Below are 25,715 nucleotides of genomic sequence, written 5' to 3'. Positions count from 1 at the left end.
TTTAAATGTTAAAATATTTCTTAGCGTTTTCAAAAGCGATTCCTTTAACGAGTTTTGTCAGAATCTCCTCGTCATTCGGGTATTGCCCGCTTTCCACCCAATTGCCGATGAGGTTGCAGACGATGCGCCTGAAATACTCGTGGCGCGGATACGAAAGAAAGCTGCGGCTGTCCGTTACCATACCGCAGAACTTGCCGAGAACGCCGAGAGCCGCCAGGTCCTTCATCTGCCTTTCCATGCCCTCAATGTGGTCGTTTACCCACCATGCAGAGCCGAACTGAATCTTGCTCGACACTTCGCTGGACTGGAAGTTTCCAAGCATTGTGCCCAAAACGTAATTGTCCTTCGGGTTCAGCGTGAACAGGATAGTCTTCGGCAGAATATCCTTTGTATTAAGGCTGTCGAGGAAGCGCGAAAGCGGTTCCGCTATTTCTTTGTCGTCGACTGAGTCAAAACCGGTATCCGGGCCCAGTTTTTTGAACATCTTCGTATTATTGTTCCTCATAGCGCCGATGTGGAGTTCCATTGCTATGTTGTGCTTTACATACTCAGCGCTGAGATGTGTCATAAGGGCAGTCTTATATTTTTCAATCTCACAAGTGTCAAGTGCTATGCCCGAAAGCGCTTTCTTAAAGATAGCCTCTACCTCGGACTCAGTTGCTTCGCGGTACGGGACATAAACAAACGCATGGTCGCTTGCAACACAGCCCATTGAGGCAAAGAAGTCTATACGCTCGGAAAGAACGGTTTTCAAATCGTCAAAGCTGTTGATTTCCTTGCCTGCAGCGTCGGCAAGCCGCTTTATATATGCCGCAAAACCGTTCGCTTCAATATTAAGGGCTTTGTCGGGGCGGAAAGCCGGGATGACCTTTACGTCAAAGCTCTTGTCCTCGGCAAGGAGCTTGTGGTACTCAAGGCTGTCGGCAGGGTCGTCTGTTGTGCAGAGAGCTATGACATTTGAATTCTTAATCAGCTCGCGGGGTGTAAAGCCTTCGGCTTTTATTTTTGCGTTGGCCTTGTCCCATATCTCTTTCGCGGTCTTTTTGCTTAAAGGCGTATCTATTCCGAAAAAGCGCTGGAGCTCGAGGTGAGTCCAGTGATAAAGCGGATTGCCGATGCAGTACTCGAGCGTTTCTGCATAGGCTTCAAATTTCTCATACCATGTGCTGTCGCCGGTGATATACTTCTCATCAATGCCATAGCTGCGCATAGCACGCCATTTGTAATGGTCGCCGCCGAGCCATATTTCAGCGATGTTGTCAAACTGCTTGTTCTCATATATTTCTTTCGGGGAAAGATGGCAGTGGTAATCGAATATCGGCTCTTTGGAGGCAATTTTAAAGAGTTTTTTGGCGGTTTCTGTTTCGAGGAGGAAATCTTCATCCATAAATTTTTTCAAAGCGTAACACCATCCTTAAATATAGCGATTTCTCGGTAGCCGTTTTTCTCGTTTTTTGTCTTGTATTTGCCAGAAGCGGTGTCCAGTATGAGAGAGAACAATTCGTCAGCAGCTTCTTCAAATGATGTGCCGGTTAAGATTTTCCCCGCATTATAATCAATCCACTGTGGTTTCTTTTCGAACAGCCCAGTGTTTGTTGATATTTTTATTGTCGGAACCGGAGGCCCGAAGGGAGTGCCACGCCCTGTGGTGAACAGTATCATATGTGCGCCAGCGGCGGCCATATTGGTGCACGAAACCATGTCGTTGCCGGGGCCTGTCAGCAGGTTGAGCCCTTTTGTAACACAGCGTTCGCCATACTCCAGCACGTCGGTAACGACGGCAGAGCCGCCCTTTTGAATACATCCGAGGGATTTTTCCTCAAGCGTAGTTATACCGCCCGCTTTGTTTCCGGGCGACGGGTTCTCATAAACCACTTGATTGTGACGCTGGTAATACTCCTTAAAGCCGTTGACCATGGAAACTACACGGTTAAATACCTTTTCATCAAGGCTGCGGCCCATGAGAATAGTCTCAGCGCCGAACATTTCCGGTACTTCGGTTAAGATTGCGCGGCCGCCGCAGCCTGTGATGCGGTCAGTAATGCGGCCGCAAAGCGGGTTTGCAGTTATGCCGGAAAATGCGTCCGAACCGCCGCACTTAAACCCGATAACTAATTCCTCAACCGGGATCTCGACACGTTTTTCCGCCGAAGCCCGCTCTGCGAGAGGGCGTATCAATTTGAGTGCCGCTTCTACCTCGTCTTCTACATCCTGCGTAGATAAAAATTTAATCCTGTCCTCATCAATATTGTGAATAAACTTTTTGAAAACATCAATATTGTTGTTTTCACAGCCGAGTCCCAAAACTAAGACGCCTGTGGCATTGGGGTGCTCAACAAGCCCGGCGAGAATGTGCTGGGTATAAAGCTGGTCGTCGCCGAGCTGTGAGCATCCGTAAGGATGGGTATACGCAAATATGCCGTTGCACATGCCGGCAAACCGCTCATTTGCCGCCTTTGCAATCAGTTCGGCACTTTTATTGACGCAGCCAACGGTGGGGATTATCCAAATTTCGTTGCGGATACCGACTTTGCCGTTTTTGCGTCTGTAGCCAAGGAATGTTTTTCCTGCAAGTTCGCACTTAGTTGGCTCTTCGGCCGCCGCCCGCGGCTTGTATGTGTATTCAAGCGTTCCTTCAAGATTGGTTTGCAGATTATGAGAATGTATATGGCTGCCTGCCTTTATATCTTCGGTCGCATGCCCTATCGGGAAGCCATACTTTATGACGTTTTCGCCTTTTTTTATACCACGGAGGGCTATTTTATGACCAAAAGGAATCTTTTCGAGCGCCGTTACGGTAGTGCCGCCGATAGTAACCTTTTCACCGGCTTCCAGCTCCTGCGTGCAGACAGCTACGTCGTCTTTTGGCGTTATTCTTATTAGTTTTTCCACTTAGATTGCCTCCATAAGCTCTTCGACGGCATTGCGCATGCCATTCTTCTCAATTTTGCTGAGGTAACCTTCGATCTTTTCTTCAAGACCGGGCACTTCAAGAAGATTTCTGCCCCAGAAAGCAGTGTTCGACAAAACCTTCTTTACCACACCGCCCTGCTTCCATGCGTCATTGAAGAAAGCAAGCACGTCCGCGTTATCGCGAATTTCATATTCCTCGCCGTTTCTCTTGCCGTAGTATCTGCCGTCTCTCATCTCGCCTTTGTAGAATTCCATCAATGCGGCGAAACCGAAGCAAAGGATATCCGGGAGCTCTTTGCGGCTTTCGGTGTATTCCAGCAGCGAATCAAGGCACCGAGCCTTAAATTTTGAGACGGAGTTAAGTGAAATGTCAAGGAGCTTATGCTTGATAAACGGATTTGAAAATCGCTCCAGAACAGCGGCTGCAAAGCTGTCCAGTTCCTCCCGCGGGAGCTTTATATTAGGAATAATCTCGTTGTTAAGAACAGACTTCAGATAACGGTTGAACGTCTTGTCCTCGAGCATCTCCCGCACGATATTATACCCGGAGAGATAGGCCGCCAAAACGCTGACAGTATGTGCGCCGTTGAGGATGCGGACCTTGCGTGTTCTGTAGGGGGTCATGTCATCAGTCCATGTTACATGCAGGCCGACCTTATCAAACGGTATGACTTCTGCCCATTTCTTCGGAGCCTCAATAACCCATGAATGAAACGGCTCGCAGGTGACAAGCATATTATCTTCATATCCGAGCTTTTCGCAGATTTCATTTATTTCATCACGCGGGAAACCGGAAACTATGCGGTCAACCAGCGTATTAGCAAAACAAACCTCGGTCTTTAGCCAGTCAATAAACTCGGGTTCAAAGCCCCACTCAGTTGCGTATTGCAGAACAATCTTTTTGAGGTTGTCTCCGTTGCGTTCAATAAGCTCAACCGGGAGAATTAGAATGGAGGAATCACTGCCTGCGCCGAGCGCAAGATAGCGCTCATGGAGCATTACAGTCATCTTTGCAGGATAACTTTGCGGCGGCATATCCGTCGGCTTATCGCCTTCATGATAAGCGATTCCGGCTTCAGTCGTGTTAGAAATTATAACCTTGATTTCAGGGTTTCTCGCGACGTCTAAAAGTGTGTTAAAGTCTTCATAAGGATTAATGCAGCGCGAAACAGAGGTGATGACTTCTGCTTTTTCAACCACCTTGCCGTCTTCTATACCGCGCATAAGTACGGTATAGACACAGTCCTGCGCATTAAGCATTTCTGACATGCCGCGTGCAATCGGCTGTGAAATGACAACACTGCCGTTGAATACACCGGCATTGTTCATCGTGTTAATCATCCAATCAGCAAATGCACGGAGAAAATTTCCTTCACCAATTTGCAGAACCTTTTCCGGCAAATCCTTTTTTGTAACGGTTTCCTTAATGTTTTTCAATGCTATTACCCCCGGTTATATAGTTGTATGTTAGATCAAGTTTAGAGGCCTGTTTTTTGGATTTTTGTACGATATCCCGCATGCTTTGCATTATATGTTTTTTCATTGCCCTTCTCGCTGCTTCGGAATCACCTTGTTTTATTGCTTCAAAAACCTCGTGGTGAAACATCGTGGCTTTTTCAAAACTGCCGAGTATATCGCGTGTTTCTTCATAGCCTAATTTTATGGATTCGTTGATTATAGGGATTATGCGGCTGAGTACATCGTTATGGGTAGCTTCGGCAATCGCATTGTGAAACGATATATCAACTTCCATATGGCTCTGATTTAGTTTGAGTATTTCATCAGTCTCAAATACTATTTTTTCTATCTTTTCTATGTTATTGCTGTCAGCGCGCTTCGCAGCAAGAGCCGCAATATTTGGCTCAATAAGAAGACGTGTTTCCATAAGATTGAGCAGCGCGAGCCTTTTGTCCATAAATGTGACGCCTAATGGGTCCTTTGATACCCCAGGCATATTGACAATAAAAGTGCCTATTCCTTTTTTAATCTCTACGATATTTTCCGCTTTCAGTATTTTTATCGCTTCGCGAACTGTCGAGCGTCCCGTTCCGAAAGCTTTGCACAGCTTTGGTTCGCTTGGAAGCAAATCGCCCGGCGACAGCGTTTTTGAAATAATCATCTGCTTAATTTGCTGAGCAATCATTTGGGGATAGTCCGTTTTTTGCTTGGCGCCAACATTTTCAAAAATCGACGGAGTATCAGATTTTTCTTTTGTCATAAAAATTTCCTCCTACCACATCAGACGTCTGACGAGTATAGGATAGCACGAATTTTTGCAAACGTCAATATGCTCCGGGCTTTTTCGTTACTATTTTGTGCATTTTGACCATCTCAACAGCAAAAATACTTTCCGGCTGCAAAAAAAGCGATTCTGTAAAAATGCAGACAACGGTTGTCAAACAGACTCGCTTTTGCCGTATTTTTATATTACACTTATGTCCTAAAGGCTCTTGACAGCCTCTTTATATTCTTCATAAGTATAGATGGCATTTATAACATCAATAAGCGCGTTTGAAGATAATCTTTGCGGCAGATTGAGCCGGGCCAGTAGTTTTCTGCGGCGCTGAGCACTGCATTCTCCGCCGGCAAGCCCGTCCTCATACAGGTCTGCCTTTGTAACAAGCCTTCTTTTGACGTCCGGGGACTTCTCACAGCATACACCTGCCCGCTCAAGGCATTTTACAATCACGTCGGCAGGTATGCCCTCGACGCCGAGTTTGCCCTCTTTTGATGGGGCGCTTTTTCTCGGCTCTTTGCCCAAGATATCGGGGATATAGGCATGTTTCACCTTGTCTTTCGGCAACGCGCCTCCCAGATAGTGCCTTATCTTAAAGCCCGCCGCGTCGCTGTCCGTAATAATCAGCACTCCGTTTTTATCGGCGAGCCTCCGTATTAATTCAAGCTTTTCTTTGTCATTGAAAATGGAAAATCCATTGGTTTCTATTATTACTGCGTCAATGAGCGACGACAGCTTTATCTTATCATACTTGCCTTCAACAATTACAGTCTCTTTAATATGAAGCATTTTTCCTCCCGGCACCCGCTTTGCTTATCTCCACAACCAGCTCTTCTAAGACGGTGCGCTTATCTGCTCTGGCAGATTTGATTTTTAAGTCCGCCTGCATTAAAAGTTTCAGGCATTGTTCGAGGAAGCCTAAGTCAAGTCTCGCCGCATCCCTCATGGCATTCTTGACGCGGAACTCACGCCCGCGGTAATTAAAATCATTTACAATGCTTGTCTGACCCTGCCCCGAAACAGCGGCCGCTTTTGCCCTATAGAGGTCGCAGAATGCGCCGGAAAGGGCCGAAAGGATAATCACCGGCTCCTCTTTTCTGTAGAACAGTTCGTCTATGATACCCATAGCAACGCCGAGTTTGCCGCTTGAAACAGCCCTCGCGAGGTCATAGATTGAAGAGGTCATCGGCTTTATCGCAACGGCGTCGACATGCTCCTTTGTAATCTTGCCCCCACCCGCAAAGGCGCAGATCTTGTCCATCTCGCAGGCAAGATTATTCAAGCCTTCCCCGCAAGTTTCAAAGACATATTCAGCCGTGGGTCTATCAATGCTGCACGAGTTTTTTTGGGCCCTTTTCGCCAAGAATTTAATGATATCGTCTTTTGAAGGTGAATCAATCTGTACGGCAAGCCCATTGCCTTTGGCGAGGCTCAGCAGCTTTTTGAACCTTTCGTCTTTCTTGGCATTGACTTTGACGGAATCAAAATGGAATATAAGTATACATTCCGGGGGCAGTGATGTTATTATATTCTGAAGCTCTTTCCAGTCCCCGGCTTTCATGCCTTTTAGGTCAGTGTCCCTCAAGACTACGCATTTTTTAGCGCTCATCAGCGGCAGGTTGTTTACAGCCGCGGCAAGCTGCGCCATATCTGGTATCCCGTCAAATCTTTGCAGATTAAAGCTTTCAAAATTCGTAACCGCTTTATCAGTGATTTTTTTGCAATAATATGACTTTAAATAATCCTCGTCGCCGTAGATGATATAAAGATTGGCAAAGTCACCTGTCTTTATCTGTTTTTCTAACATCGCTATACTCACAGGCAACCCTCCTAATCTTCATTCCATAGTGTTTACGTTTTCTTTGAAACTTGTATTCAACCGACAGAGATAATTTTATAACTTCCGCCGCCCCGCGTCAAATATAAACAGTTTTCCGTACTGATTGACGCCTCGTTTGACAGGAATCCGGCGGCCAGCTCTTTTGGGCAATCATTGGGGCAAGATACGTTTTTGGGTGAAACGGCCGAGGCAAATTCCGGATCAACATTATTGCTGCAAACAAGCAGGTCCGATTTGAACGCACTCTTATCGTATTCCGAAAAGTCCCCGAATTTCCCGCTGCCAGTTATCATTGCCTTGCTCGACGCGCAGTAAACAAGTGTCAACAGGTTAGCGTTGTCCCTGTCGGGCAGCATTATGACCGTAACGCCATATGGCGCGTTGAGTTTTGACGGTACGGATATCGTATCTTCAATCCCTTCGTCGTTCTGGGGCGCGTAAACCTTGCCTATCCCCATATCTCTTTTGAGGTCGGACAGTACCTGCACCTTTTTGCTGTCCACCGAAGTAAGGATTACTGCGTCTATATAATTTATGTTCCGCCTTTTGAGGCTTTTTACTATCGTGTTTTGCACATTGTATACCGACGTCGGCAGGTCAATGACAACCGCGTGGCCGTTGCTTGTTATTATCGCCGCGCCGGTGTTTTCAATAGGCAATATCTCCATGACGCCATGCGCCGCTACCGTATATGAAAAGATTCCGACGGAGATTGCAAAACATATGCACGTCACGCAGACGGCTACCCGCGCTCCCTTGCCCCTGAAGGCAAAGTATAGGATAAAAACAACAGCCGCAAAAACAATCAGAATATTGACATAGCCGTATTCGGCCGAGATTGTGGCAAAGGGAACATCTGCAAGCCCCCGCGCGGTATAAATCATTATATCGCACCCGAGCCGTATCAGTACGGCAATGGGCTTTATCAGAAAAACAAGGAACCAGACAGGCGAAAGGATGGCAAGAACGGCAGTGGCAAGGGTGACGAACAAGGATACCGGCACCTCAATCATATTCGCCACTAATGAGATAAGGGATACGCGCCCAAACGCGAGAATGATTATTGGATAGGTCAATGCTGATGCGCCGATTGTCTCGCAAAGGACGCCGGAAAGTGCTTTTACAGGCCTTGCAATCTGAGCCGGCAGCTTTTCAATGCCGCTGTTAGTAAGCGCATAGAGCCGCTTTGATACCGTCACCATGCCCAATGTTGCAAAGAACGAAAGCAGCAAGCCAATATCAGTGGCAGCATATGGGTTTATAAAACACAGAGCAAAAGCAGACAGGCCAAGTGAATTGAGCACGTCGGCGTCCCTTTTTATAATTATAGCGCAAAGCGTCAGTATTGACATTATGCCGGCGCGCATAACCGACGGCGAAAAACCGGTTACCGCCATAAAAACCGCTACTGCCGCTGCTGTGACGGCGGCAGACACCCTCCTCGGCAGTTTCAGTGCGCAGAGCAGCAACATCAGATACTCCATAATAAGAGAGGTCTGAGTGCCCGAAACAGCCAAAAGGTGGGATATGCCGCAGTCCGAGAAATCGTTTTTTATATCTTCGGAAAGGCCGGACGTATCGCCTATAAGGATTCCGGCGGCAAGGCTGCCGCGCTGACCGCCTACAAATTTCTCAATCGCGCCAGAGATATACTGCCTTAACTTTATTGCATAGTAGTAAGGGGGTTTTGAATTCGCGTGGGCAGTTTTAATATCCTCTGCTTTTGACGCAAATAGGTAAACTCCCTTTGATTTATAGTATGAACGGCTGTCATAACCGTTGGCGTTCTTCGTTTTCGGAAGCGACAGCGTAACCGAGGCCGATATGCTATCAAACGGCTCTGCGTCAAGTTCATCGTTTGACAGCAGCCGTATTTTGGTTTTGATATTATACTGTTTTCCGTCAACTGTGATACTGTTTGTCTTTATGGTGTAATAATAGTTTCCGTAGCTTTCAGTGGGTTCCTCCGCTATAACACCTGAAATCTGGGCCGTTTTCCCTGCAAATTCCGTCACAGGCCTGTATAAAAAATATTCGGCGAAGGAAAATGCGGCAAAAGCGGCGGCCGCGGCGAAAAAGACCGCCGCAGGAAGCCGCCGCTTTTCAGGTTTTATACAAAACAGGACAACAACAGCACAAACCGAACAAAAGATGGCAAGGGCTATAGACAGTGCAAATCCGGCATATGACGCCGCAATTAGTACACCTAACCATGTGAACCCAATAACAGCAAAAGGCCTTCGCATATTGAAAGCACCGCCTGACAAGATAAAATGATGATACTGTTACGTGCCAGTAGATACCGATTGGCTGTGTATTATTTTACAAACAGCGGTAGAGGAGCCAGATAAATGATATCATCCCTATCCTTTGCGTCGCCCTCGGCAAGAACTGCCATGCGTCCGACAATCTCGCCGCCCGACTGCTTAACAAGTGTTTCAACAGCCGACAGCGATTCTCCCGTTGAGATAACATCGTCGACTATGAGCACACGCTTGCCTTTCATGTAATCTGCATCGTCTTTATCGATATAAAGCCTTTGAATCTTTGCAGTTGTTATCGACTTGACCTCCACCGAAATTGGATTCTTCATATAGAGTTTTGGGCTTTTGCGGGCGATAAGATAACGGTTGACGCCCAACTGACGGGCCATTTCATAGGCCAGCGGAATACCTTTGGCCTCAGCGGTTATGATGACATCATGCTCTGGTGCCAATTTTATAAGCTCACGCGCACAGTTTACCGTCAATTCAACATCGCCGAACATGATAAAAGCAGCTATATCGAGCTTATCATCAACCGGGCATATCGGAAGTTCCCTTTTAAGTCCCGCGACATTAAGTGTATATGTATTCATAATACGTCCTCCTAAAGATTAATCAACCCATAGTAAGGGTAAGGTCTCGCCCAGCTATCACATGAAAATGAAGATGTTGAACTGTCTGACCTGCCGCTTTGCCGCAGTTGGTCACAACGCGGTAGCCTGCGTCGAGTTTCATCTCTTTCGCAAGACGGGCAATAACTTCAAATATATGCGAAACAACCGCACTGTTCTCTGCGTTGATTCCGTTTACTGACGGTATATGCGTTTTTGGAATAACAAGAAAATGAACGGGCGCGCAAGGGTTTATATCATAAAATGCCTTGACGAGATCGTCTTCATAAACGGTCCTTGACGGTATCTCACCCGCGACTATCTTACAAAAAAGGCAATCGTCCATTTTTCTCCTCCTAATTCCACTATAATAGTTTTATCGCTAAACTTAATTATATACCTGTTTTACCGAATTTTTAAGCAGTTATTGATGAAACAATACCCGCCACAGCGTCCAGCGCTTCTTGTACTTTATTAGGATTCTTGCCGCCAGCCATTGCGCTGTCAGGACGGCCGCCGCCTGAACCTCCGGCAATTTTAGCTACCTCACGGACGATATTGCCGGCATGAGCGCCGTTCTTGACCGCTTCTTTTCCGCAGGCCGCAGCGAATGTGAGTTTTTCACCTGTAATTGACGCGATGACAATAATCGCGTTCGGCTCCGCTTCCTTGACCCGGTCGGTCAAAAGCCGCAGAGCGTCGCCGCCCTCGCCCTTGACGGTCTCGGTCATAACCTTGAATTTGCCGATAGTCTGCGCTCCGTTCAAAAGGCCCGAAAGCTGCATTCCGGCAATTCTACCCTTCAATGCCTCTATCTCATGGTTTTTAGCCTTTATCTCGGACATAACGGCCTCTGAGCGCTCAACAAGCTCGGCAGGATTTGCTTTCAATACCCTTGCAGTCTCCTTGATAACATTGTCGTCATTGTTTAACAGCTCGAGGAGATTGAGGCCCGTCACGCCTTCAATACGGCGCACTCCGGCCGCAACAGATGACTCGGAAACGATATGGAAAAGCCCAATCCGAGCCGTATTCTTTACATGAGTTCCGCCGCAGAATTCGAGCGACGCAGGCGCGTTCTTCTCTCCCATGCGGACAACGCGGACAGTGTTACCGTATTTTTCACCGAACAAAGCCATAGCGCCGGTCTTGCGCGCTTCTTCAATAGGCATAACCTCAGTCACGACATCAAGTCCGGCAAGTATAGCGTCATTAACGCCCTGCTCTACAAGGCTTATCTCTTCTTTGGTCATCGCGGCAAAATGGGTAAAGTCAAATCTGACGCGGTGCGAATCCACAAGCTGTCCTGCCTGCTGGACATGCGTGCCGAGAACCTTGCGCAAGGACGCCTGAAGCAGATGGGCGGCGCTGTGATTGCGCATGGTGTTGTGCCTTGCTGTGATATCAACCTTAGCGGTAGCTTTATCGCCGACCTCAATATTGCCGGAAATCACTTCACCGAAATGGACAAAACGTCCCGACGGCGACTTCTTGCAGTCACTGACCTTTACAACCGCGTTATCAGTTGTTATGACACCAATATCGCCGACCTGTCCGCCGCTTTCAGCATAAAACGGAGTTCTGTCAAGAATAATAGAGACTTTCTCACCGCTGCCGGCAAATCCTATGCGCTCGCCGTTCGCGATGATAGCAGCGATAGTGCACTCACATTCAAGCTTTTCATAGCCGACAAAATCGGTCTCTGGGGTATCATCGTCTTTGAAGTCAGCCGCGTCAAGGCCGCCCATGGCAGCTCTTGCCGCACGGGCGCGCTCGCGCTGTTCATTCATCAGCTTGTCAAAGCCTTCAGTATCGACAGTGATATTTTTTTCTGACAAAATCTCGCTTGTCAGGTCAAGCGGGAAACCATAGGTATCATAAAGTTTAAACGCGTCTTCGCCGCTCAATACCTTCTCGTTGTTTGCGGCCATCTTTTCGGTCATAGCCGAAAGGAGCGTAAGGCCCTGGTCAATAGTCGCGGAGAAGCGCTCCTCTTCCATGGAGATAACGCGCTTTATATAATCCCGCTTCTCGACAAGTTCGGGGTAATGCTGTTCATTTTCTTTTATAACAGTATCCACGACATCGGCGAGGAATGCGCCTTTGATACCGAGCAGCCTGCCATGACGCGCAGCACGGCGGAGCAGCCTGCGCATAACATAGCCTCTGCCCTCGTTTGAAGGAAGGATTCCGTCGGCAGCCATAAAGGTTGTGGAGCGGATGTGGTCCGTAATTACGCGCAGTGACACGTCGTTTTCTTCGCTTTCGCCGTATTTTACGCCGGCAATCCTGCTTATGTGCTTCATTATATTTTGAATGGTATCAACCTCAAAAAGGTTGTTGACGTCCTGAAGGATAACAGCAAGGCGCTCAAGTCCCATACCGGTGTCTATGTTGGGCTTTTTAAGGGGTGTGTAGTTGCCTTTTCCATCGGTATCAAACTGCTGGAAAACGATATTCCAAAACTCAACATAGCGGTCGCAGTCACAGCCGACTTTGCAGTCCGGTTTGCCGCAGCCGTATTTTTCGCCTCTGTCAAAATATATTTCTGAACATGGGCCGCAGGGCAGTGAGCCATGCTCCCAGAAGTTGTCCTCTTTTCCGAAACGGACTACATGAGACGGGTCAACGCCGACTTCCTTTGTCCAAATATCATACGCCTCGTCATCGCTCTCGAAAATTGAGACCCAAAGGCGGTCGACTGGCATTTCCAAAACCTTTGTTACAAACTCCCACGCCCAGGCGATTGCTTCATGCTTGAAATAGTCCCCAAATGAGAAATTTCCCAGCATCTCAAAAAATGTGCCGTGACGTGCGGTTTTGCCGACTCTGTCTATATCCGGCGTGCGGATACATTTCTGGCAGGTGCAGACACGTTTTGCCGGGGGCTTTTCCTGACCCAGAAAATACTTTTTCATCGGAGCCATGCCAGCATTTATCAGCAGAAGCGTTTTATCGCCCTGTGGTACAAGCGGAAAGCTCGGAAGTCTTTTATGGCCTTTGCTCTCAAAAAAGGCTAAATATTTTTCCCTTAACTCGTTAAGGCCCGTCCATTCCATTATAACGGAATCCTCCTTGAAACTTTTTAGGTTTAGTTGTAGGTTCTTTATATGTTTGAAACAGCACGAAAAACCTCCAGCCAAAACGGCCAAAGGTTTCACACTGAAATTCAAAGTTTTTACACAACAATAGAATTATAGCACAGCAAAATCGTCTAATTCAAGGGCAAAAGCATTATATGGAGTGAATATGCTCGAAAATGATTGCATAATTTATCTTAATTCTATAAGAAAAGTAAAGGCTGCCGTGGCCTTCGCGCGGCAGCTGACAGGATAACCGCATATCAAAAAATAAATTTACTTTCAAAGCTACTTTAACGGAAAACTCTTATTTATTGTCTGTAGAAGAATCGCTCTGGTCAACCGCCGGATACCCGCATGTAGGCGCAAGGGCATCCGCTATATATTTGAAAATAGGTCCTGCGTCAGTACCGCCGGCACTTCCGTTCTCGCACATTACGACTATCGCGTATCTCGGCGAATCGGCAGGGTAAAATCCAGCAAACCACGCATGATTGATAGTCTTGCCGTCCTTGAGCCAGCCTGTTTCGGCTGTCGCCGTTTTGCCTCCCGCACCGCCGTAAGTAGGTTTTGCCGGCAGCCCTGTACCCTCGTTGACTGTCCGTATCATGAAGGATTTTACCTGCTCCGCAATTTCCGTGGAAATCACCCTGTCGGGGACAGCGCCCGGATAATCTGTAACCATCTTATTGCCGTCATAGATACCCTTTACAAGCCGCGGTGTCGGCAATAGCCCTCCGTTGGCGACAGCCGAGACCATGCACGCTACCTGAACGGGCGTCACCATCAGGTTTCCCTCGCCCATTGAAAAATTAGCGGCCGCAGCAGGCGCTTTTAGTTCATCAGAAGTCGGCAAAGAGCCTGAATCGGTCGATATGCCCGGGGCAAATACCGTCTGCCGGCCTAAACCGAATTTTTTAGACACCTCAAGCAGTTTATCCGCTCCGGTCTTTAACCCGATGGTTATAAAATAGGGGTTGCAGCTATTTGCAAATGCAAGGGACATGTCTTCAAGGCCATGGCCCTCGAGTTTGTGGCAGTGGAAGTCACGCCCTGACACGTCAACTACCCCGGAACAGGTGTATTTATAGCCATTAGATATTCCTGATTCAAGCGCTGCACAGGAAACGGCGATTTTAAATACAGACCCTAAGTTATAGGCTGAAAAAGCCTTGTTGACAAAAGGCGATTCGCTCATATTGAGGGCGGCCTTTACATTCAGCGGGGAAAACTCCGGTTCACTTACGCAGGCCAGAATATCGCCGTTTCTTATGTCCATTACTATTACAGAGCCGGATTTCAAATATTTATCTGCCCCCGCCTGGGCCGCCTGCTGAATCTTCCTGTCGATTGTCAGAACAACGCCGCCGTTAGTGCTGCCGGTTTTCGTAATCGTCGGCGTAACGCCGGGCAGCGCTCTTCTCTTCGCATCAACGGCGTAGGTGACAGTGACGCTTCCTGAATAATCCTTCAGAACCTTGTCGAATGACTTCTCAATCCCCGTAACGCCGCTCCCGGCACTGTCGATATAACCTACAATGTGCGGCGCTATCGCCTCTTCCGAATAGCGGACGCGCGTATTCACCACCGTTACCCCGGAAACATTTATATTAGGGCTGTCAACAGTGATAGTAAACGGCAGCCCTTTTTCAATGTTGGTTTTTAAAACAGAAACGTCAAAGACATGGCTCGACAGGGCATCTATTTGTTCCTCGGAGTTTATCCCCGGGGCCACTATAGCCACATATTTTACTCCGAGGTTTACAATCGCGGAAAGGTTCCTGTCATAGATGGTTCCTCTGCCTGTATCGACCTTTATTGTATATCTTCCGTGACTGGCTGCCGTCTGAACGCTTTTTTCACTAAGCGATATCCATAAAATCCGCGCGTCTACGGCAAAAAACAGGAGCAGGACACAAAAGAACAGAACGATTACTCTCTTTTGCATAGTAACCTCCAAATTTATCCTGACCCTATTATTGACGCAACGCGGCAGATTAATTCCGCTTCTATGAAGCTCCGGCAGTATACTGGAGGTAAATTGAGACATAAAAAATACGCGGCGTCAATATACGACGCCGCGCATGCGTTCGTTAAGCCGGTATTATTGGCGATTATGACTTTTCAAGTTTCGCACGCAAGAATCCTACTCTTGTAACCATTCTATATATTTTCCCGCCAAAAGGCAGTCTTACAATATCGTTTTTCTTTACCCCGCGGATGACAACCATTATTGCGAAATAGATAAAGACGCCAGCCAAGATAGTAATTAAAACACAAATATCGTTTGCGACTATTACATTCTTGATAAAGAGGCTGACTATCAAATTGAGCAGGTTAAATATCAGATAACAGGCCCCGCCCATAATGAGCGACGCAAATGTCGGTTTGATAAGCATGCGTATGAAATGCACCTTAAATTTAAACCGCCTGTTGATTACCATCTGATTGAGGAGAATTGCAACTATCCAGCCGATTGCCGTGCCGATAATCGCTCCCTTTATATTGAGCGCCGGAATAGAAATTAAGAAGTAGTTGCACAGTATTTTTATAGACATGCCGATTATAAGGTTCACCGACGGCGCTGTTGGGTGCCCTGCGGCAATCAGCACGCCGGATTGGACATACTGAATCGTCATAAAAATGGCGGTCCATGTGCCGAATACTACAAGGTCGCTGCCGGCATCATGGTGCATAAAAACAAGCCTTATCATCGGGTGCGCCAAAAATGTAATGCCCGCTATGCTGGGCAGCGTTATAAGGTAGATGGACTTATAGCTTTCACTTATCCTGTGCTTTGTAAGTTTGTTATTTTTAAGCGCCAATGCCTCGGCTATTGCCGGTATCATCGTCGTCACAAGGGCTGTTGAAAAGGCTATTGCCAGTGTAAAAAGCCGGTTGTACTGATAAGAATAGATGCCAAAAAGTGTATCCGCCTCTTTGCCAGTATATCCGATTGCTTTTAGTCTCTGAGTCCCGACAAAAGAATCAATCAGGCTCGCCGCACAGGTCGCCACTGTGTTGAGTATTGCAGGAAAGCTGTAGTGCGCAATTTCCTTGTAAATGTCGCGGCTTTTGGGGATTGGCAGGCTGCTGTCTGTATTCCTTATCTCGCGTCTGCGCTGCTTTCCCATAACCGGGAAGAAAAGATAGCAGAGAAAAGCAGCGGCACCTATCGCGCCAATAATTGTGCCCACAGTTGTGCCGGCCGCACCGTATTCAATGCCGTATCTTATCAACAGGTAAGCAAAAACAACCGTGAATACGGAATTTAAAATCTGCTCTAAGACATTTGATACGGCAACTGGAATCATATTCTGCCGGCCTTGAAAATAACCGCGCAGCGCGCATGAAACGGACGTAAAAATGAGCGTCGGCGCAAGAAACAACAGCATGAGGTATGAACGGGGTTCATCCATCCAGTCTGCCAAAGGCTTTGCCGCAATCACCATAAAAAGCGCGACGGCAATGCCGAGTAGTATTAAGACTGTGAAAGCGCATTTGAGAATCTTCTGGGCAGCCTTAAAGTTTTTGTGAGCCGTCTGCTCGGCAACAAGTTTTGAGATGGCGTTGGGAAGCCCGGCATTAGAAAGAGAAAACAAAAACGTAAATATACTGTATCCCTTCGCAACGATACTGTTGCCATCTTCTTTGAGTATCATCGTCTGGAAAGGCAGATATACAATTGCAAGCACCTTGACAAGGATACTCGCTGTTCCGAGAATTGCAAAATTCTTTGTCGTCGACTGTTTTTTCATAAAAAATCTCCGCTTTGATTTTAAAATGATAAGTACCAATTAAACGCCGGTTCGTTTAAATCATACCTGACAGCTTAATTTAATACAATATCATTGTATTATTAATTAATTGCTTGTATAATAAACATATTCGGTGTCTTCGAAAATACAAATTAGGAGTGAAGTAATGTCCGGCATTCAATTTTTTATTGACGTATTTCTGCATTTGGACAAGCACCTGAGTGCGTTCATGACCCAATACGGAACGCCCGTCTACATCCTCTTATTCCTTATCATCTTCTGCGAAACAGGACTCGTCGTTACGCCATTTTTGCCAGGCGATTCGCTCATATTCGCTTCAGGTGCACTTGCCGCCACCGGGATAATGAGCTGGGGCGCGCTCCCTATGTTCATAGTCGCCGCGATAACCGGCAACATGTTAAACTATCAGATAGGCCGATATTTAAGCGACAAGGTAAGAAGAAAACAAAAAATCAAGTTCATAAAGCAGGAATACCTCGACAGAACACAGGAGTTTTTTGATAAGCACGGCGGTGCGACTATTATTATAACACGTTTCCTGCCAATCCTGAGAACTTTTTCTCCGTTTGTAGCAGGCGTCGGCTATATGCCGTACAAGCGCTTTTTACTCTATAACGCAATCGGCGGAATATCTTGGGCAGCCGTATTCTTCATAATCGGTGTTCTGTTCGGCAATATGCCTTTCGTGAAAAACCACTTCAGCATTATAGTCCTTGCTATTATCGTTATATCTTTGATCCCGGCAGTTGTTGCTTTCCTTAAAAGCAAGTTTGCCTCCAAGAAATAATAAAAAAGATTATTGTCCCCCGTGTTTTGCGCGGGGGATTTTTTATATTATCTGTAACGCTACATATTTTAGGTATAGCGATTCGTCAGCGCTGATTGAAATGGGATGGTCTTTTGCCTGATAACGGATTTCGCAGATACGGACACTTCTTCTTGAATCGGACGCCGCGTCTTGAAGCATCTTCATAAACAAGTCCGGCGTCATATAGTGTGAACACGAGCATGTAACCAAAAATCCGCCCGAGCGTATCAGTTTCATGGCGCGCAGGTTGATCTCTTTATACCCGCGGTAGGCGCCTTTGAGCGCCGACTTTGTTTTGCAGAACGCCGGCGGGTCGAGTATTATCGTATCAAACATACGCCCCTGCATCTGGTATTCGTTCAAAAGGTCGAATACATTTGCTTCTTTTGCCGTTATAGTTTTAAAACCATTGAGAGCGGCGTTCTGTTCAACCATTTTAAGAGCCGTATCGGAGATGTCAACCGCTTCAACTGATTTTGCTCCGAATTTGGCGGCGTGGAGGGCAAATCCGCCCGTATGGCAGAAGCAGTCGAGAACCTCTGCGTCTTTGCAATAGGGCCCTATTGCGGCGCGGTTCTCCCTCTGGTCGAGGAAATAGCCAGTCTTCTGCCCGTTGGCTATGTCTACCAACATCCTTATGCCGTTTTCCTCTATCTCAACGATTCCGGGTTCTTCGCCGTACAGGACGCCCTTTTGCTGTTCAAGGCCCTCCTTTTCGCGCAGAGCCACATCGTTTCTTTCGTAAATGCAGCGGGGCGAGTAGTACTCCCGTATCACATCAACGATATCCGGCTTGAACCGCTCCATGCCGAGCGACAGCGTCTGGATAACCACGCAGTCGGCAAATTTGTCCACCACAAGCGCCGGAAGAAAATCTGCGTCACCGAAAACAGCCCTGAACGCCGAGCGTTCGTTTTTATAAAGGCCAAGCCTTTCGCGGTATTTGAAAGCGCTTACAAGCCTCGCCTTTATAAACTCGTGGTCTATTTCTTCCCGCCCGCGGGTCATGAGCCTTACCAGAATCTTTGATTTAGGATTTATATACCCTCGGCCGAGATGGGCGCCGTTATTTGCCTTTACATCAACAATCTGACCCGGAACAACCTCCCCGTCAATTCGCTCAACCTCGTTGTCATATATCCATAAATGGCCGGAAAAGATATCTTTTTCTTCCCCGCGCTTTAAAATTACGCAAGTTGAGTCAGCCATAGAAACCTCCAATAAAATTTTAACGCTGCTTATCGTCGCAATAAATGCAGGCAAGGTTCCCCGCCGCGTCCTTTTTGAAATAGTGCGGCAGATAGTGTTCCTGCTGGGTGATACAGCGAGGATTGTGACAGGTATGATTATTATCAAGTATCTTGGGCGTGTCCTCTATTTTAAGATTATTTTCTATCATCTTTAGAATAAGCGCCATGCGGACATACATGCCGTTTACCGCCTGTCTGAAATATGCCGCGCGGCGGTCGTTGTCTATCTCATTCTCTATCTCATCGACGCGCGGAAGCGGGTGCATGACGACAAGGTCTTTTTTCGCCTTTTTCATCTTCTCGCGGTCAAGTATGTATATGCCGCGCTGCTGCTCGTATTCTTCAGGCGTCGCAAAACGCTCGCGCTGAATTCTCGTCATATAGAGAACATCAAGGTCGCCAATACACTCTTCAAGTGTATTAACCTCGGTATACTCGCAGCCGCTCCTGTCCATGACATCCTTGATATACTGGGGTACGGTGAGCTCCGGGGTAGAAATAAGTATAAACCTGTTGCCGCCTATCTTGCACATCGCCTTGATAAGCGAATGCACAGTCCTGCCGTATCGCAGGTCGCCGCACAGGCCGATGGTATGTCCCGTAAGGCCGTCTTTTTCAATGGAAAGCGTCACAAGGTCGGTCAATGTTTGGGTCGGGTGAAGGTGTCCCCCGTCGCCCGCGTTGATTATCGGGCAATTTGAGTAAAGGGACGCGGCTTTTGCGGCACCTTCTATCGGGTGGCGCATTACCAGAATATCTGAATAGCCGCTGACAATCTTAATGGTATCTTTAAGGCTTTCTCCCTTTGCTACCGATGAGTTTATCGGATTGTCAAAACCGATAATCTGGCCGCCCAGACGCAGCATGGCGGCCTGAAATGACATCTGAGTCCTCGTACTCGGCTCATAGAATAAAGTTGCCATTATCTTTCCCCTGCAACGTGAAAGATAATCCTCTGGATTCATTCTTATATCTGCGGCAAGCCGTATAAGCTCGTCCCATTCCGAAGTTGTACAATCGTTAAGATCAATTAGATGACTCAGAGCCATAAAAAAGCACTTCCTTTAGATAACCTTACTCAACTTTTTTTATTGTGATGTGACGCATAAAGCATTATACCGCACCCTAAAGCGCCGAAAGAAAGCCCTGCAATAGCCTTCGTTTCGCCGGTTTTTGCGCAGATCAATATGAGCACAAAAATACCGCAGAGCAAAAATAAAACCGCGTAATCGTTGTTTGAAAATTTCAAGAGGTTACGCCCCCCGAAAGTCCATGATTATCGCATTATAGGCGGCAAGCGCCTCTGCGGCATTCGCGTCCGGCGAATAATGTTCAAGCGCGCTGTCATGGGCGTTTTTCGATACGGTATTATAAAAATCTTTATCGTCCAACAGCTTTTTCAAAGCAGTATACCACTCATCGGTCGTTGTGGCAAGTATCCCGTTGACGCCGTTCTCAATACAACGCTTATAAGTATCCACTGCGGAAGCGACTGTCGGCACAAAAACCGCCGCCGCTTCAAAGTATTTCAGTTCGCTTTTAGCGTGGCAAAACGAGTTCTCGACATCGAGCGGCGCTATATTTATATAGTTTTGGGCGCCGAATTTCATCAGCCTTGTCCACCGCATATACGGCGCTATACGCGTTTTCTCCCTTACCTGCTCAGGCAGCATGTCAAAATCAAGGTAGCCCGCGACATTTAGTCTGACGTCAGGATATTCGTCCATTATCCTCGTTATTGCGGGAAGAACTATCTCAAAATCCTTGTCGTGGGTTTTGGTACCGCTCAGATATCCTATTGCCCTGACGCCGTCCGCTGCCCTTTTAGCCCGTTCGGCAATCTTGAGCTGGCGCCGATTCAGCGCGTTGTGAATTACAAACGCTTTTTTGCCCTCTTTTTTCATCAGCTCCGCAATATACGGTGTGCTGGCGGTAGCGTAATCGCACAGTTTGAACGTCTTTTCAAACCCGGCAAATTCCTTTGCGCGCAGTTTTATATTTTCTTCGGACATATCACCGAGAACGCGGCAATAATTTTCAACATACCGAGGCAGAAAAATAAGGTCGTCGATATCAAAGACAACGGGCGTGCCATACCTTTTTGCAGCCTCTATGATCTCATCGACCTTAGGCACCCATGTTACCCGCATGAGCACCACGATATCGGCCCATTTTATCAGATTATCAAAAGATGTCTTATAATCTATAAGCACTGATACGGTCTCGGCTTTTCCCCGAAGAGCCTTTTTAAAATTATCTATCCGATATCTCGCTGTCTGGGAATGGAAGGCTTCAAATTCCGACGTTATATAGAGGATTCGGGGTTTTGCCGGCTTACGGTGCACCCTAACTGCCAGCTTGGCGTTGGAACGCTCAGCAAAACTGATAAACAGATAGCTTGCCCTGTTATACAGATTGGCAATATTATCTTTTGCAAGCCCTAATACCTCGCCAAAGCCTTGTTTCCTCAAAACCCTTTGGGCTGTCACAAACTTTCTGACTATCCTCATAATATACCCCGATTATATCACAAAAACAAAGCCTTCATTCTAAATAAATACTCACTTTATAAACCTGCGCAGCAACCTGAAACGCCCTATTTTCGTCTTTAGTTTAATAAACCTTTCATTCATGAGATATGTCCAATCCTTGATTTCATCGGTATTGTCATGAATCTCCTTGATGCGGCGCGAATCGGTTCTCAGCATCCTCAAAATCTCCCGCTGCTGGCTTTCGATTATATTGAGCTTGTCCTGAACCGAGCCTTTGCGCACCGGACGTTCGATGGCTCTGGGCTCTTCTTCACCCTCATGGGCCTTGGCATATAATCCCTCGCGGGAAGAGAAGTGCACAGGTTCACGGCAGAATGAAACGATAGGCTCGGTAACCTTGCTCCACTTGAATTTTTCGGCGATGCGGGCCGCATTTTCTTTGCTTTTGTTGTATTTTTCCTTATTGTCGATAAGATCAATGATTGCGCGGGCGAGCGCTTCTTCGTCCTCATAGGGGACAACTGCGCCGAGCCTCTCTTCCTCCACAAGCTCTGCGAAATGGTCGCCCTCTGTGCATATTATCGGGAGATTTGCCCACAAGTAATCAAGTATCCGTGTCCTGAACGAGAACCTTGTTTCGAGGGTGTTAAAGTGATTGGACACGCCTATGTCCGCTTCGAGCAGGTAGTTTTGCCTGTCGTTATAGTCAACCCAGTTGAAATTGAAAAATACATATTTGTCGTATACATCTAACTTATGGGCAAGCTCAACCGCCTTATTGAGCATTTCCATCTGGTCAACGGCGGGGTTGGGGTGCTTTACGCCCATGAAGAACAGTTTAATATCGCTGCGCTCTTTTGAAATCAGGCTCACCGCTTTTATAAGCGTCAGTGGGTCAAACCAGTTCCAGACGCCGCCGCCCCAGATCAGCACCTTGTCGTCCTTATTGATTCCGGGCCATACGCCCTTTAGGACGTTTTTCGTGTGCTTTGGAGGCTCGTCGGGAATTCCAAAGGGGACTATGTCGATAAGTTTATTGCAGCTGCGGTCAGCCGCATACAGTTCCGGGTTTACCCTGCCCAGCTGTGAGAGCATGCCCAGCCAGTAATCCTTTTGCTTTTCGTTGGCACAGACGAAGAAATCCCCGAGTTTCAACTGATATTCGAGTGAGGCCGACGCTTCTCTGTGGCGCAGATTTTTTGTATAATAATCCTCATTTCTGAAGACTTCAAGGCCCTCTATTACAAATGGGTCGTAAATATCTATTATTACATATTTCTTATCGACGATTGGCCTTAAATCAGGTATCGCTTCAAGTACAAATCCCATAAACATGACAATCGTGGCTTCTTTTGCGGTCTGAAGCAGCCTTTCAGGTTCCTGCTGGCTGTATGTGACTATATTGATGCCGTCATGCTCTATGTCACATTCGTTCGGGCAGCCGAGAGAGACCTCAAAATTCTCATTCTTTGACAGCGCCTTTGCAATCTCCCAATACCTGATACCAGTGCCGGCCATCTTCTCGCCGATAGTATCATTGGAAATCAGCAGTATCTTGCACTTGTAATCCTTTTTGAGCAGCTTATCAATGCCGAATGTCTTGATTATCTCATATTCAGAGCTTAAGAATCCCGCCGTATCCTTCGGGAAGACAAGGAACGGGTCGCCCATCAGCTTAATTATTTCTTCGTCCTGTACTTTCCGGTTGGCCTGAATGAACGCGCGCTTTTTATCCACCTTTCTGATGTTCTGGATAAATTCATTGAGAGCGCTCAGCTTCATGGCAGAATAATGGCCAATCTTAACCGGTTCTTTCTCAAAGGGCATCGGGTTTTTGATATTGTAATTGAATCCGTCTATTTTGCTGCCAAGATAGATTTCACGTATCTCGAGCAAAAGGGACGGAAAAAACACTTTATAGAACAGCTCGTCGCCGTAGTTCTTATAGCAGGTATATAATTTGTTGCGCTCAAATAGATACTGAATACGCTCGCGAGGCAGCGTATTTGAGGTGCTGTTGTGCTTGTGGTAGACGCGGGATTTTACTGACAGCACGATTTTGCAGCCCAGCACCCTAAGGCGCCAGCCGAGGTCGACGTCTTCATAATAAGCAAAGTAGTCCTCGTCAAAGCCGCCGGCAAATAAAAACATCTTGCGCTCAACAATCATCGCGCCGCCGCACGCAAAAAACAGCTCCCTGTCTTTTGTCAGCTTCGGCCCCATCTCCGACATCGGGCGCTGGAAATCGTGCTGAAAGCCGAATCCCTGAAAGTTTATCCCACCGCCAGCAAAATCCAAAAGCTTGCCGTTCCAGTTGAGTATTACTGAACCGGCACATTGTGCGTTGTTTTCACGCAGCGACTTAATAAGCTCAATAAGCCAGTTCCGCTGAACGCGCATATCGTTGTTGAGAAAAGCGACATATTCGCCCTTTGCCGCGCGCGCGCCGTCATTGCTGGGCTTTGCAAAGCCTTCATTCTTGCTGTTGCAGATAAGCTTTACCCAACTGAACTTCTTGCTTACATATTCGACCGAGCCGTCCGTCGAACCGTTGTCAACCAAAATTACCTCAATTTTGTCTTTCGGATAGTTCAGCCGCTGGATCGATTGAAAACAATCGTGCAAGTGATGTTTTCCGTTTAAATTAACGATTACTATAGAAACTGAAGGGAAATTGTCCATCATCTTACCACCTTAAACAGTCACCCGGTCACTGCTTCCGAATGAATTTTATCGTGCGTTGTTGAACTTTTCATATTCTGAAAGGACCTCTTTTACATCACCGAGCATTTTCATTTCTCCATGGTCAATCCACAACAACTTAGTGCAGATTTTTTCAATCTGAGCCATGGAGTGGGAAACAAAAACAACAGTTGCGCCGCCGTTTATCATCGACATCATTTTTGCTTCGCTCTTCTGTTGGAACGGCGGGTCGCCCACTGACAATATCTCATCAACAAGCAATATCTGGGGCGCTACAAGCGTTGCAATAGAAAATGCAAGGCGCGCAATCATACCGGATGAAAAGTTCCTCACTGGCACATCCATAAACTGCGACAGTTCAGAAAACTCAACTATCTCATCGTATTTTTCCTCGAGGAATTCTTTAGAATACCCGAGAATCGCACCGTTCAAAAACACATTTTCCCTTGCCGTAAGCTCCATGTCAAATCCTGCGCCAAGCTCAATCATAGGGGCCAGGGTGCCTTGCCTTATTACTGTGCCTTTTGTAGGCTTCATAACGCCCGCGATTATCTTAAGAAGCGTACTCTTGCCGGCACCATTGGAACCGACAAGTCCGAGCACTTCGCCGGGTTTTACCTCGAACGAGATGTTTTTTAGTGCCCAGAATTCATTGACCACAATCTGATGTTTTGCTTTCTTTATCAGAAATTCCTTGAGGGTATTGACCTTGTCTTTGCCGAGATTGAATTTCATTGATACATTATCGACTTTAATCAAAAGGCATACCCCCTTAAATGTAGTAAATAAACTTATCCTGTTTTGAGCGGAAGAAAAGGACGCCGATTATAAGCATTATAAATGCGCACGCAAGACATTCAAGATGGAGCTTCAATGATGGCACCGTGTTATAAAGGATGACTGTATGTGCGTATTTGACAAAGTAGTAAAGCGGGTTAATATGGAATATCACCTTCATAACCGGATAGAAGATGGATTTTTCAACAAAACTCTCTGCATACATGATTGGCGTCAGATAGTTCCACGCGGTAAGAACAACGCCCCATATATAGAACATATCCCGGAAAAATACTGTAAGTGACGACAACAGCAGCCCGAGGCCGATACAGAATATGACCATACATACAAGAACGTATGGAAGCAACAGGTGCGTCCATGTGATATTGACAAGCTCAATCTCCGGTTTGTGCATCAGGTGGGTGCGTATTGCTTCCTCGCCGACAATAAGGTAAAGGGCGATTAGTGAGAAAACCATATTGATTGCCGACGATAGCACCTTTGACATGGGAAATATATATTTCGGGATATATACTTTGGTTAGCAGATTGAAATTGCCTACAATAGCACCGTTGGAAAGGGTTGTTGCCTCACTGAAAAAGTTGAAAAGGACTATACCAGAAAGCAGATAAACAGGGTAGTTTCTCACCGAACTCTTTCCCAGATTAAAGAGCTCCTGAAAGACCACATCAAGAATTATCATTGTAAAAAGCGGATTCAGAACACTCCACGCAACACCCAGAAAGGACCTTTTATATTTGACCTTGAAATCCCTTGCAATCAGCTGCTGAAGCAGGTATTGGTAGTGCCTGAACACTTTTATACTATTGACAATCTTCAAAAACATCCCCTCAAATCTATTTATCTTCCTGGCCAAAATCTGGAGCAACTGCTAAATACATTATTCCCAAAATTTTCCCTTAATGCTCACCGTGTATCCAATATTGTCAACATCAATGCCC

The 25,715-nt window shown here is 46.8% G+C and carries 20 protein-coding genes; 1 reads left to right on the top strand and 19 read right to left on the bottom strand.

All coding sequences use genetic code 11. From position 1 onward, the window contains the following. Position 1 precedes the first annotated feature (1 nt). The 12 genes from uxaC to V6C21_RS04750 all read right to left on the bottom strand — a co-directional run bounded on the left by uxaC (position 2) and on the right by V6C21_RS04750 (position 16,702). Entirely contained in the window at positions 2–1,399 is a 1,398-nt protein-coding gene (gene uxaC / locus V6C21_RS04805) for a glucuronate isomerase (RefSeq protein ID WP_479268477.1), read from the bottom strand. After that, positions 1,396–2,892, bottom strand: a complete 1,497-nt coding sequence (locus tag V6C21_RS04800) for a UxaA family hydrolase (RefSeq protein ID WP_479268476.1) — start codon at positions 2,890–2,892, stop codon at positions 1,396–1,398. Before V6C21_RS04800 ends, uxaC begins: the two co-directional genes overlap by 4 nt. Further along, positions 2,893–4,350: a tagaturonate reductase gene (locus V6C21_RS04795; RefSeq protein ID WP_479268475.1), complete on the bottom strand. Its 1,458-nt coding sequence runs from the start codon at positions 4,348–4,350 to the stop codon at positions 2,893–2,895. Beyond that, the gene (locus V6C21_RS04790) at positions 4,337–5,131 is read right to left on the bottom strand and encodes a FadR/GntR family transcriptional regulator (RefSeq protein WP_479268474.1); all 795 of its coding nucleotides are present in this window, start codon (positions 5,129–5,131) and stop codon (positions 4,337–4,339) included. Before V6C21_RS04790 ends, V6C21_RS04795 begins: the two co-directional genes overlap by 14 nt. Before the next feature lie 222 nt (positions 5,132–5,353). Further along, the gene (locus V6C21_RS04785) at positions 5,354–5,938 is read right to left on the bottom strand and encodes a ribonuclease M5 (RefSeq protein WP_045085297.1); all 585 of its coding nucleotides are present in this window, start codon (positions 5,936–5,938) and stop codon (positions 5,354–5,356) included. After that, positions 5,925–6,968, bottom strand: coding sequence for a DNA polymerase III subunit delta (holA, locus tag V6C21_RS04780; RefSeq protein WP_479268473.1), 1,044 nt, complete (start codon positions 6,966–6,968; stop codon positions 5,925–5,927). Before holA ends, V6C21_RS04785 begins: the two co-directional genes overlap by 14 nt. 56 nt (positions 6,969–7,024) lie before the next feature. Further along, entirely contained in the window at positions 7,025–9,235 is a 2,211-nt protein-coding gene (locus tag V6C21_RS04775; protein WP_479268472.1) for a ComEC/Rec2 family competence protein, read from the bottom strand. A gap of 71 nt (positions 9,236–9,306) precedes the next feature. After that, positions 9,307–9,846: a phosphoribosyltransferase family protein gene (locus tag V6C21_RS04770; protein ID WP_045085294.1), complete on the bottom strand. Its 540-nt coding sequence runs from the start codon at positions 9,844–9,846 to the stop codon at positions 9,307–9,309. Positions 9,847–9,868: 22 nt separating this feature from the next. Beyond that, on the bottom strand, positions 9,869–10,210 hold the full coding sequence (locus V6C21_RS04765) for a histidine triad nucleotide-binding protein (RefSeq protein WP_479268471.1): 342 nt from the start codon (positions 10,208–10,210) through the stop codon (positions 9,869–9,871). 70 nt (positions 10,211–10,280) lie between these two features. Then, a complete protein-coding gene (gene alaS, locus V6C21_RS04760) occupies positions 10,281–12,923 on the bottom strand; it encodes an alanine--tRNA ligase (protein ID WP_479268470.1) in 2,643 nt (880 codons plus the stop codon). 328 nt (positions 12,924–13,251) lie between these two features. Then, positions 13,252–14,892, bottom strand: a complete 1,641-nt coding sequence (locus V6C21_RS04755) for a peptidoglycan D,D-transpeptidase FtsI family protein (RefSeq protein ID WP_479268469.1) — start codon at positions 14,890–14,892, stop codon at positions 13,252–13,254. A 166-nt stretch (positions 14,893–15,058) separates the two neighbouring features. Continuing rightward, positions 15,059–16,702, bottom strand: a complete 1,644-nt coding sequence (locus V6C21_RS04750) for a putative polysaccharide biosynthesis protein (RefSeq protein ID WP_479268468.1) — start codon at positions 16,700–16,702, stop codon at positions 15,059–15,061. A gap of 166 nt (positions 16,703–16,868) precedes the next feature. Here V6C21_RS04750 and V6C21_RS04745 point away from each other — a divergent pair, with 166 nt between their 5' ends. Further along, positions 16,869–17,510, top strand: coding sequence for a VTT domain-containing protein (locus V6C21_RS04745; protein ID WP_479268467.1), 642 nt, complete (start codon positions 16,869–16,871; stop codon positions 17,508–17,510). Positions 17,511–17,552: 42 nt separating this feature from the next. On the opposite strand, the gene V6C21_RS04740 is transcribed toward V6C21_RS04745, so the two are convergent. From V6C21_RS04740 to V6C21_RS04710, 7 genes are read right to left on the bottom strand one after another with little or no spacing between them, the layout of a single operon-like run. Further along, positions 17,553–18,740: a class I SAM-dependent rRNA methyltransferase gene (locus V6C21_RS04740; RefSeq protein WP_479268466.1), complete on the bottom strand. Its 1,188-nt coding sequence runs from the start codon at positions 18,738–18,740 to the stop codon at positions 17,553–17,555. Between the two features lie 19 nt (positions 18,741–18,759). Further along, entirely contained in the window at positions 18,760–19,830 is a 1,071-nt protein-coding gene (gene pyrB / locus V6C21_RS04735) for an aspartate carbamoyltransferase (RefSeq protein WP_034838642.1), read from the bottom strand. Between the two features lie 29 nt (positions 19,831–19,859). Next, the gene (locus V6C21_RS04730; protein WP_479268465.1) at positions 19,860–20,030 is read right to left on the bottom strand and encodes a hypothetical protein; all 171 of its coding nucleotides are present in this window, start codon (positions 20,028–20,030) and stop codon (positions 19,860–19,862) included. A gap of 4 nt (positions 20,031–20,034) precedes the next feature. Further along, positions 20,035–21,291 (bottom strand): glycosyltransferase, encoded by a 1,257-nt coding sequence (locus V6C21_RS04725; RefSeq protein WP_479268464.1) that lies wholly within the window; start codon positions 21,289–21,291, stop codon positions 20,035–20,037. 51 nt (positions 21,292–21,342) lie between these two features. After that, positions 21,343–23,955, bottom strand: a complete 2,613-nt coding sequence (locus V6C21_RS04720; RefSeq protein ID WP_479268463.1) for a glycosyltransferase — start codon at positions 23,953–23,955, stop codon at positions 21,343–21,345. A 48-nt stretch (positions 23,956–24,003) separates the two neighbouring features. Next, positions 24,004–24,711 (bottom strand): ABC transporter ATP-binding protein, encoded by a 708-nt coding sequence (locus V6C21_RS04715; protein WP_479268487.1) that lies wholly within the window; start codon positions 24,709–24,711, stop codon positions 24,004–24,006. Positions 24,712–24,748: 37 nt separating this feature from the next. Beyond that, entirely contained in the window at positions 24,749–25,594 is an 846-nt protein-coding gene (locus tag V6C21_RS04710; RefSeq protein WP_052659829.1) for an ABC transporter permease, read from the bottom strand. Between the last annotated feature and the right edge of the window lie 121 nt (positions 25,595–25,715).

The sequence above is a fragment of the [Clostridium] cellulosi genome, from assembly GCF_036762875.1.
GTDB lineage: Bacteria > Bacillota > Clostridia > Oscillospirales > Ethanoligenentaceae > Ruminiclostridium_D > Ruminiclostridium_D cellulosi.
Note: the sequence above shows the minus strand (reverse complement) of the source record. Positions and strands in the feature narration are given on the sequence as shown.

Bases quoted from the DNA above. Each gene is read 5' to 3' on its own strand.
- V6C21_RS04790 (WP_479268474.1), bottom strand. From the start codon at position 5,131: ATGACAAAAGAAAAATCTGATACTCCGTCGATTTTTGAAAATGTTGGC.
- V6C21_RS04785 (WP_045085297.1), bottom strand. From the start codon at position 5,938: ATGCTTCATATTAAAGAGACTGTAATTGTTGAAGGCAAGTATGATAAG.
- V6C21_RS04775 (WP_479268472.1), bottom strand. From the start codon at position 9,235: ATGCGAAGGCCTTTTGCTGTTATTGGGTTCACATGGTTAGGTGTACTA.
- V6C21_RS04770 (WP_045085294.1), bottom strand. From the start codon at position 9,846: ATGAATACATATACACTTAATGTCGCGGGACTTAAAAGGGAACTTCCG.
- V6C21_RS04765 (WP_479268471.1), bottom strand. From the start codon at position 10,210: ATGGACGATTGCCTTTTTTGTAAGATAGTCGCGGGTGAGATACCGTCA.
- alaS (WP_479268470.1), bottom strand. From the start codon at position 12,923: ATGGAATGGACGGGCCTTAACGAGTTAAGGGAAAAATATTTAGCCTTT.
- V6C21_RS04755 (WP_479268469.1), bottom strand. From the start codon at position 14,892: ATGCAAAAGAGAGTAATCGTTCTGTTCTTTTGTGTCCTGCTCCTGTTT.
- V6C21_RS04750 (WP_479268468.1), bottom strand. From the start codon at position 16,702: ATGAAAAAACAGTCGACGACAAAGAATTTTGCAATTCTCGGAACAGCG.
- V6C21_RS04745 (WP_479268467.1), top strand. From the start codon at position 16,869: ATGTCCGGCATTCAATTTTTTATTGACGTATTTCTGCATTTGGACAAG.
- V6C21_RS04740 (WP_479268466.1), bottom strand. From the start codon at position 18,740: ATGGCTGACTCAACTTGCGTAATTTTAAAGCGCGGGGAAGAAAAAGAT.
- pyrB (WP_034838642.1), bottom strand. From the start codon at position 19,830: ATGGCTCTGAGTCATCTAATTGATCTTAACGATTGTACAACTTCGGAA.
- V6C21_RS04725 (WP_479268464.1), bottom strand. From the start codon at position 21,291: ATGAGGATAGTCAGAAAGTTTGTGACAGCCCAAAGGGTTTTGAGGAAA.
- V6C21_RS04720 (WP_479268463.1), bottom strand. From the start codon at position 23,955: ATGGACAATTTCCCTTCAGTTTCTATAGTAATCGTTAATTTAAACGGA.
- V6C21_RS04715 (WP_479268487.1), bottom strand. From the start codon at position 24,711: ATGAAATTCAATCTCGGCAAAGACAAGGTCAATACCCTCAAGGAATTT.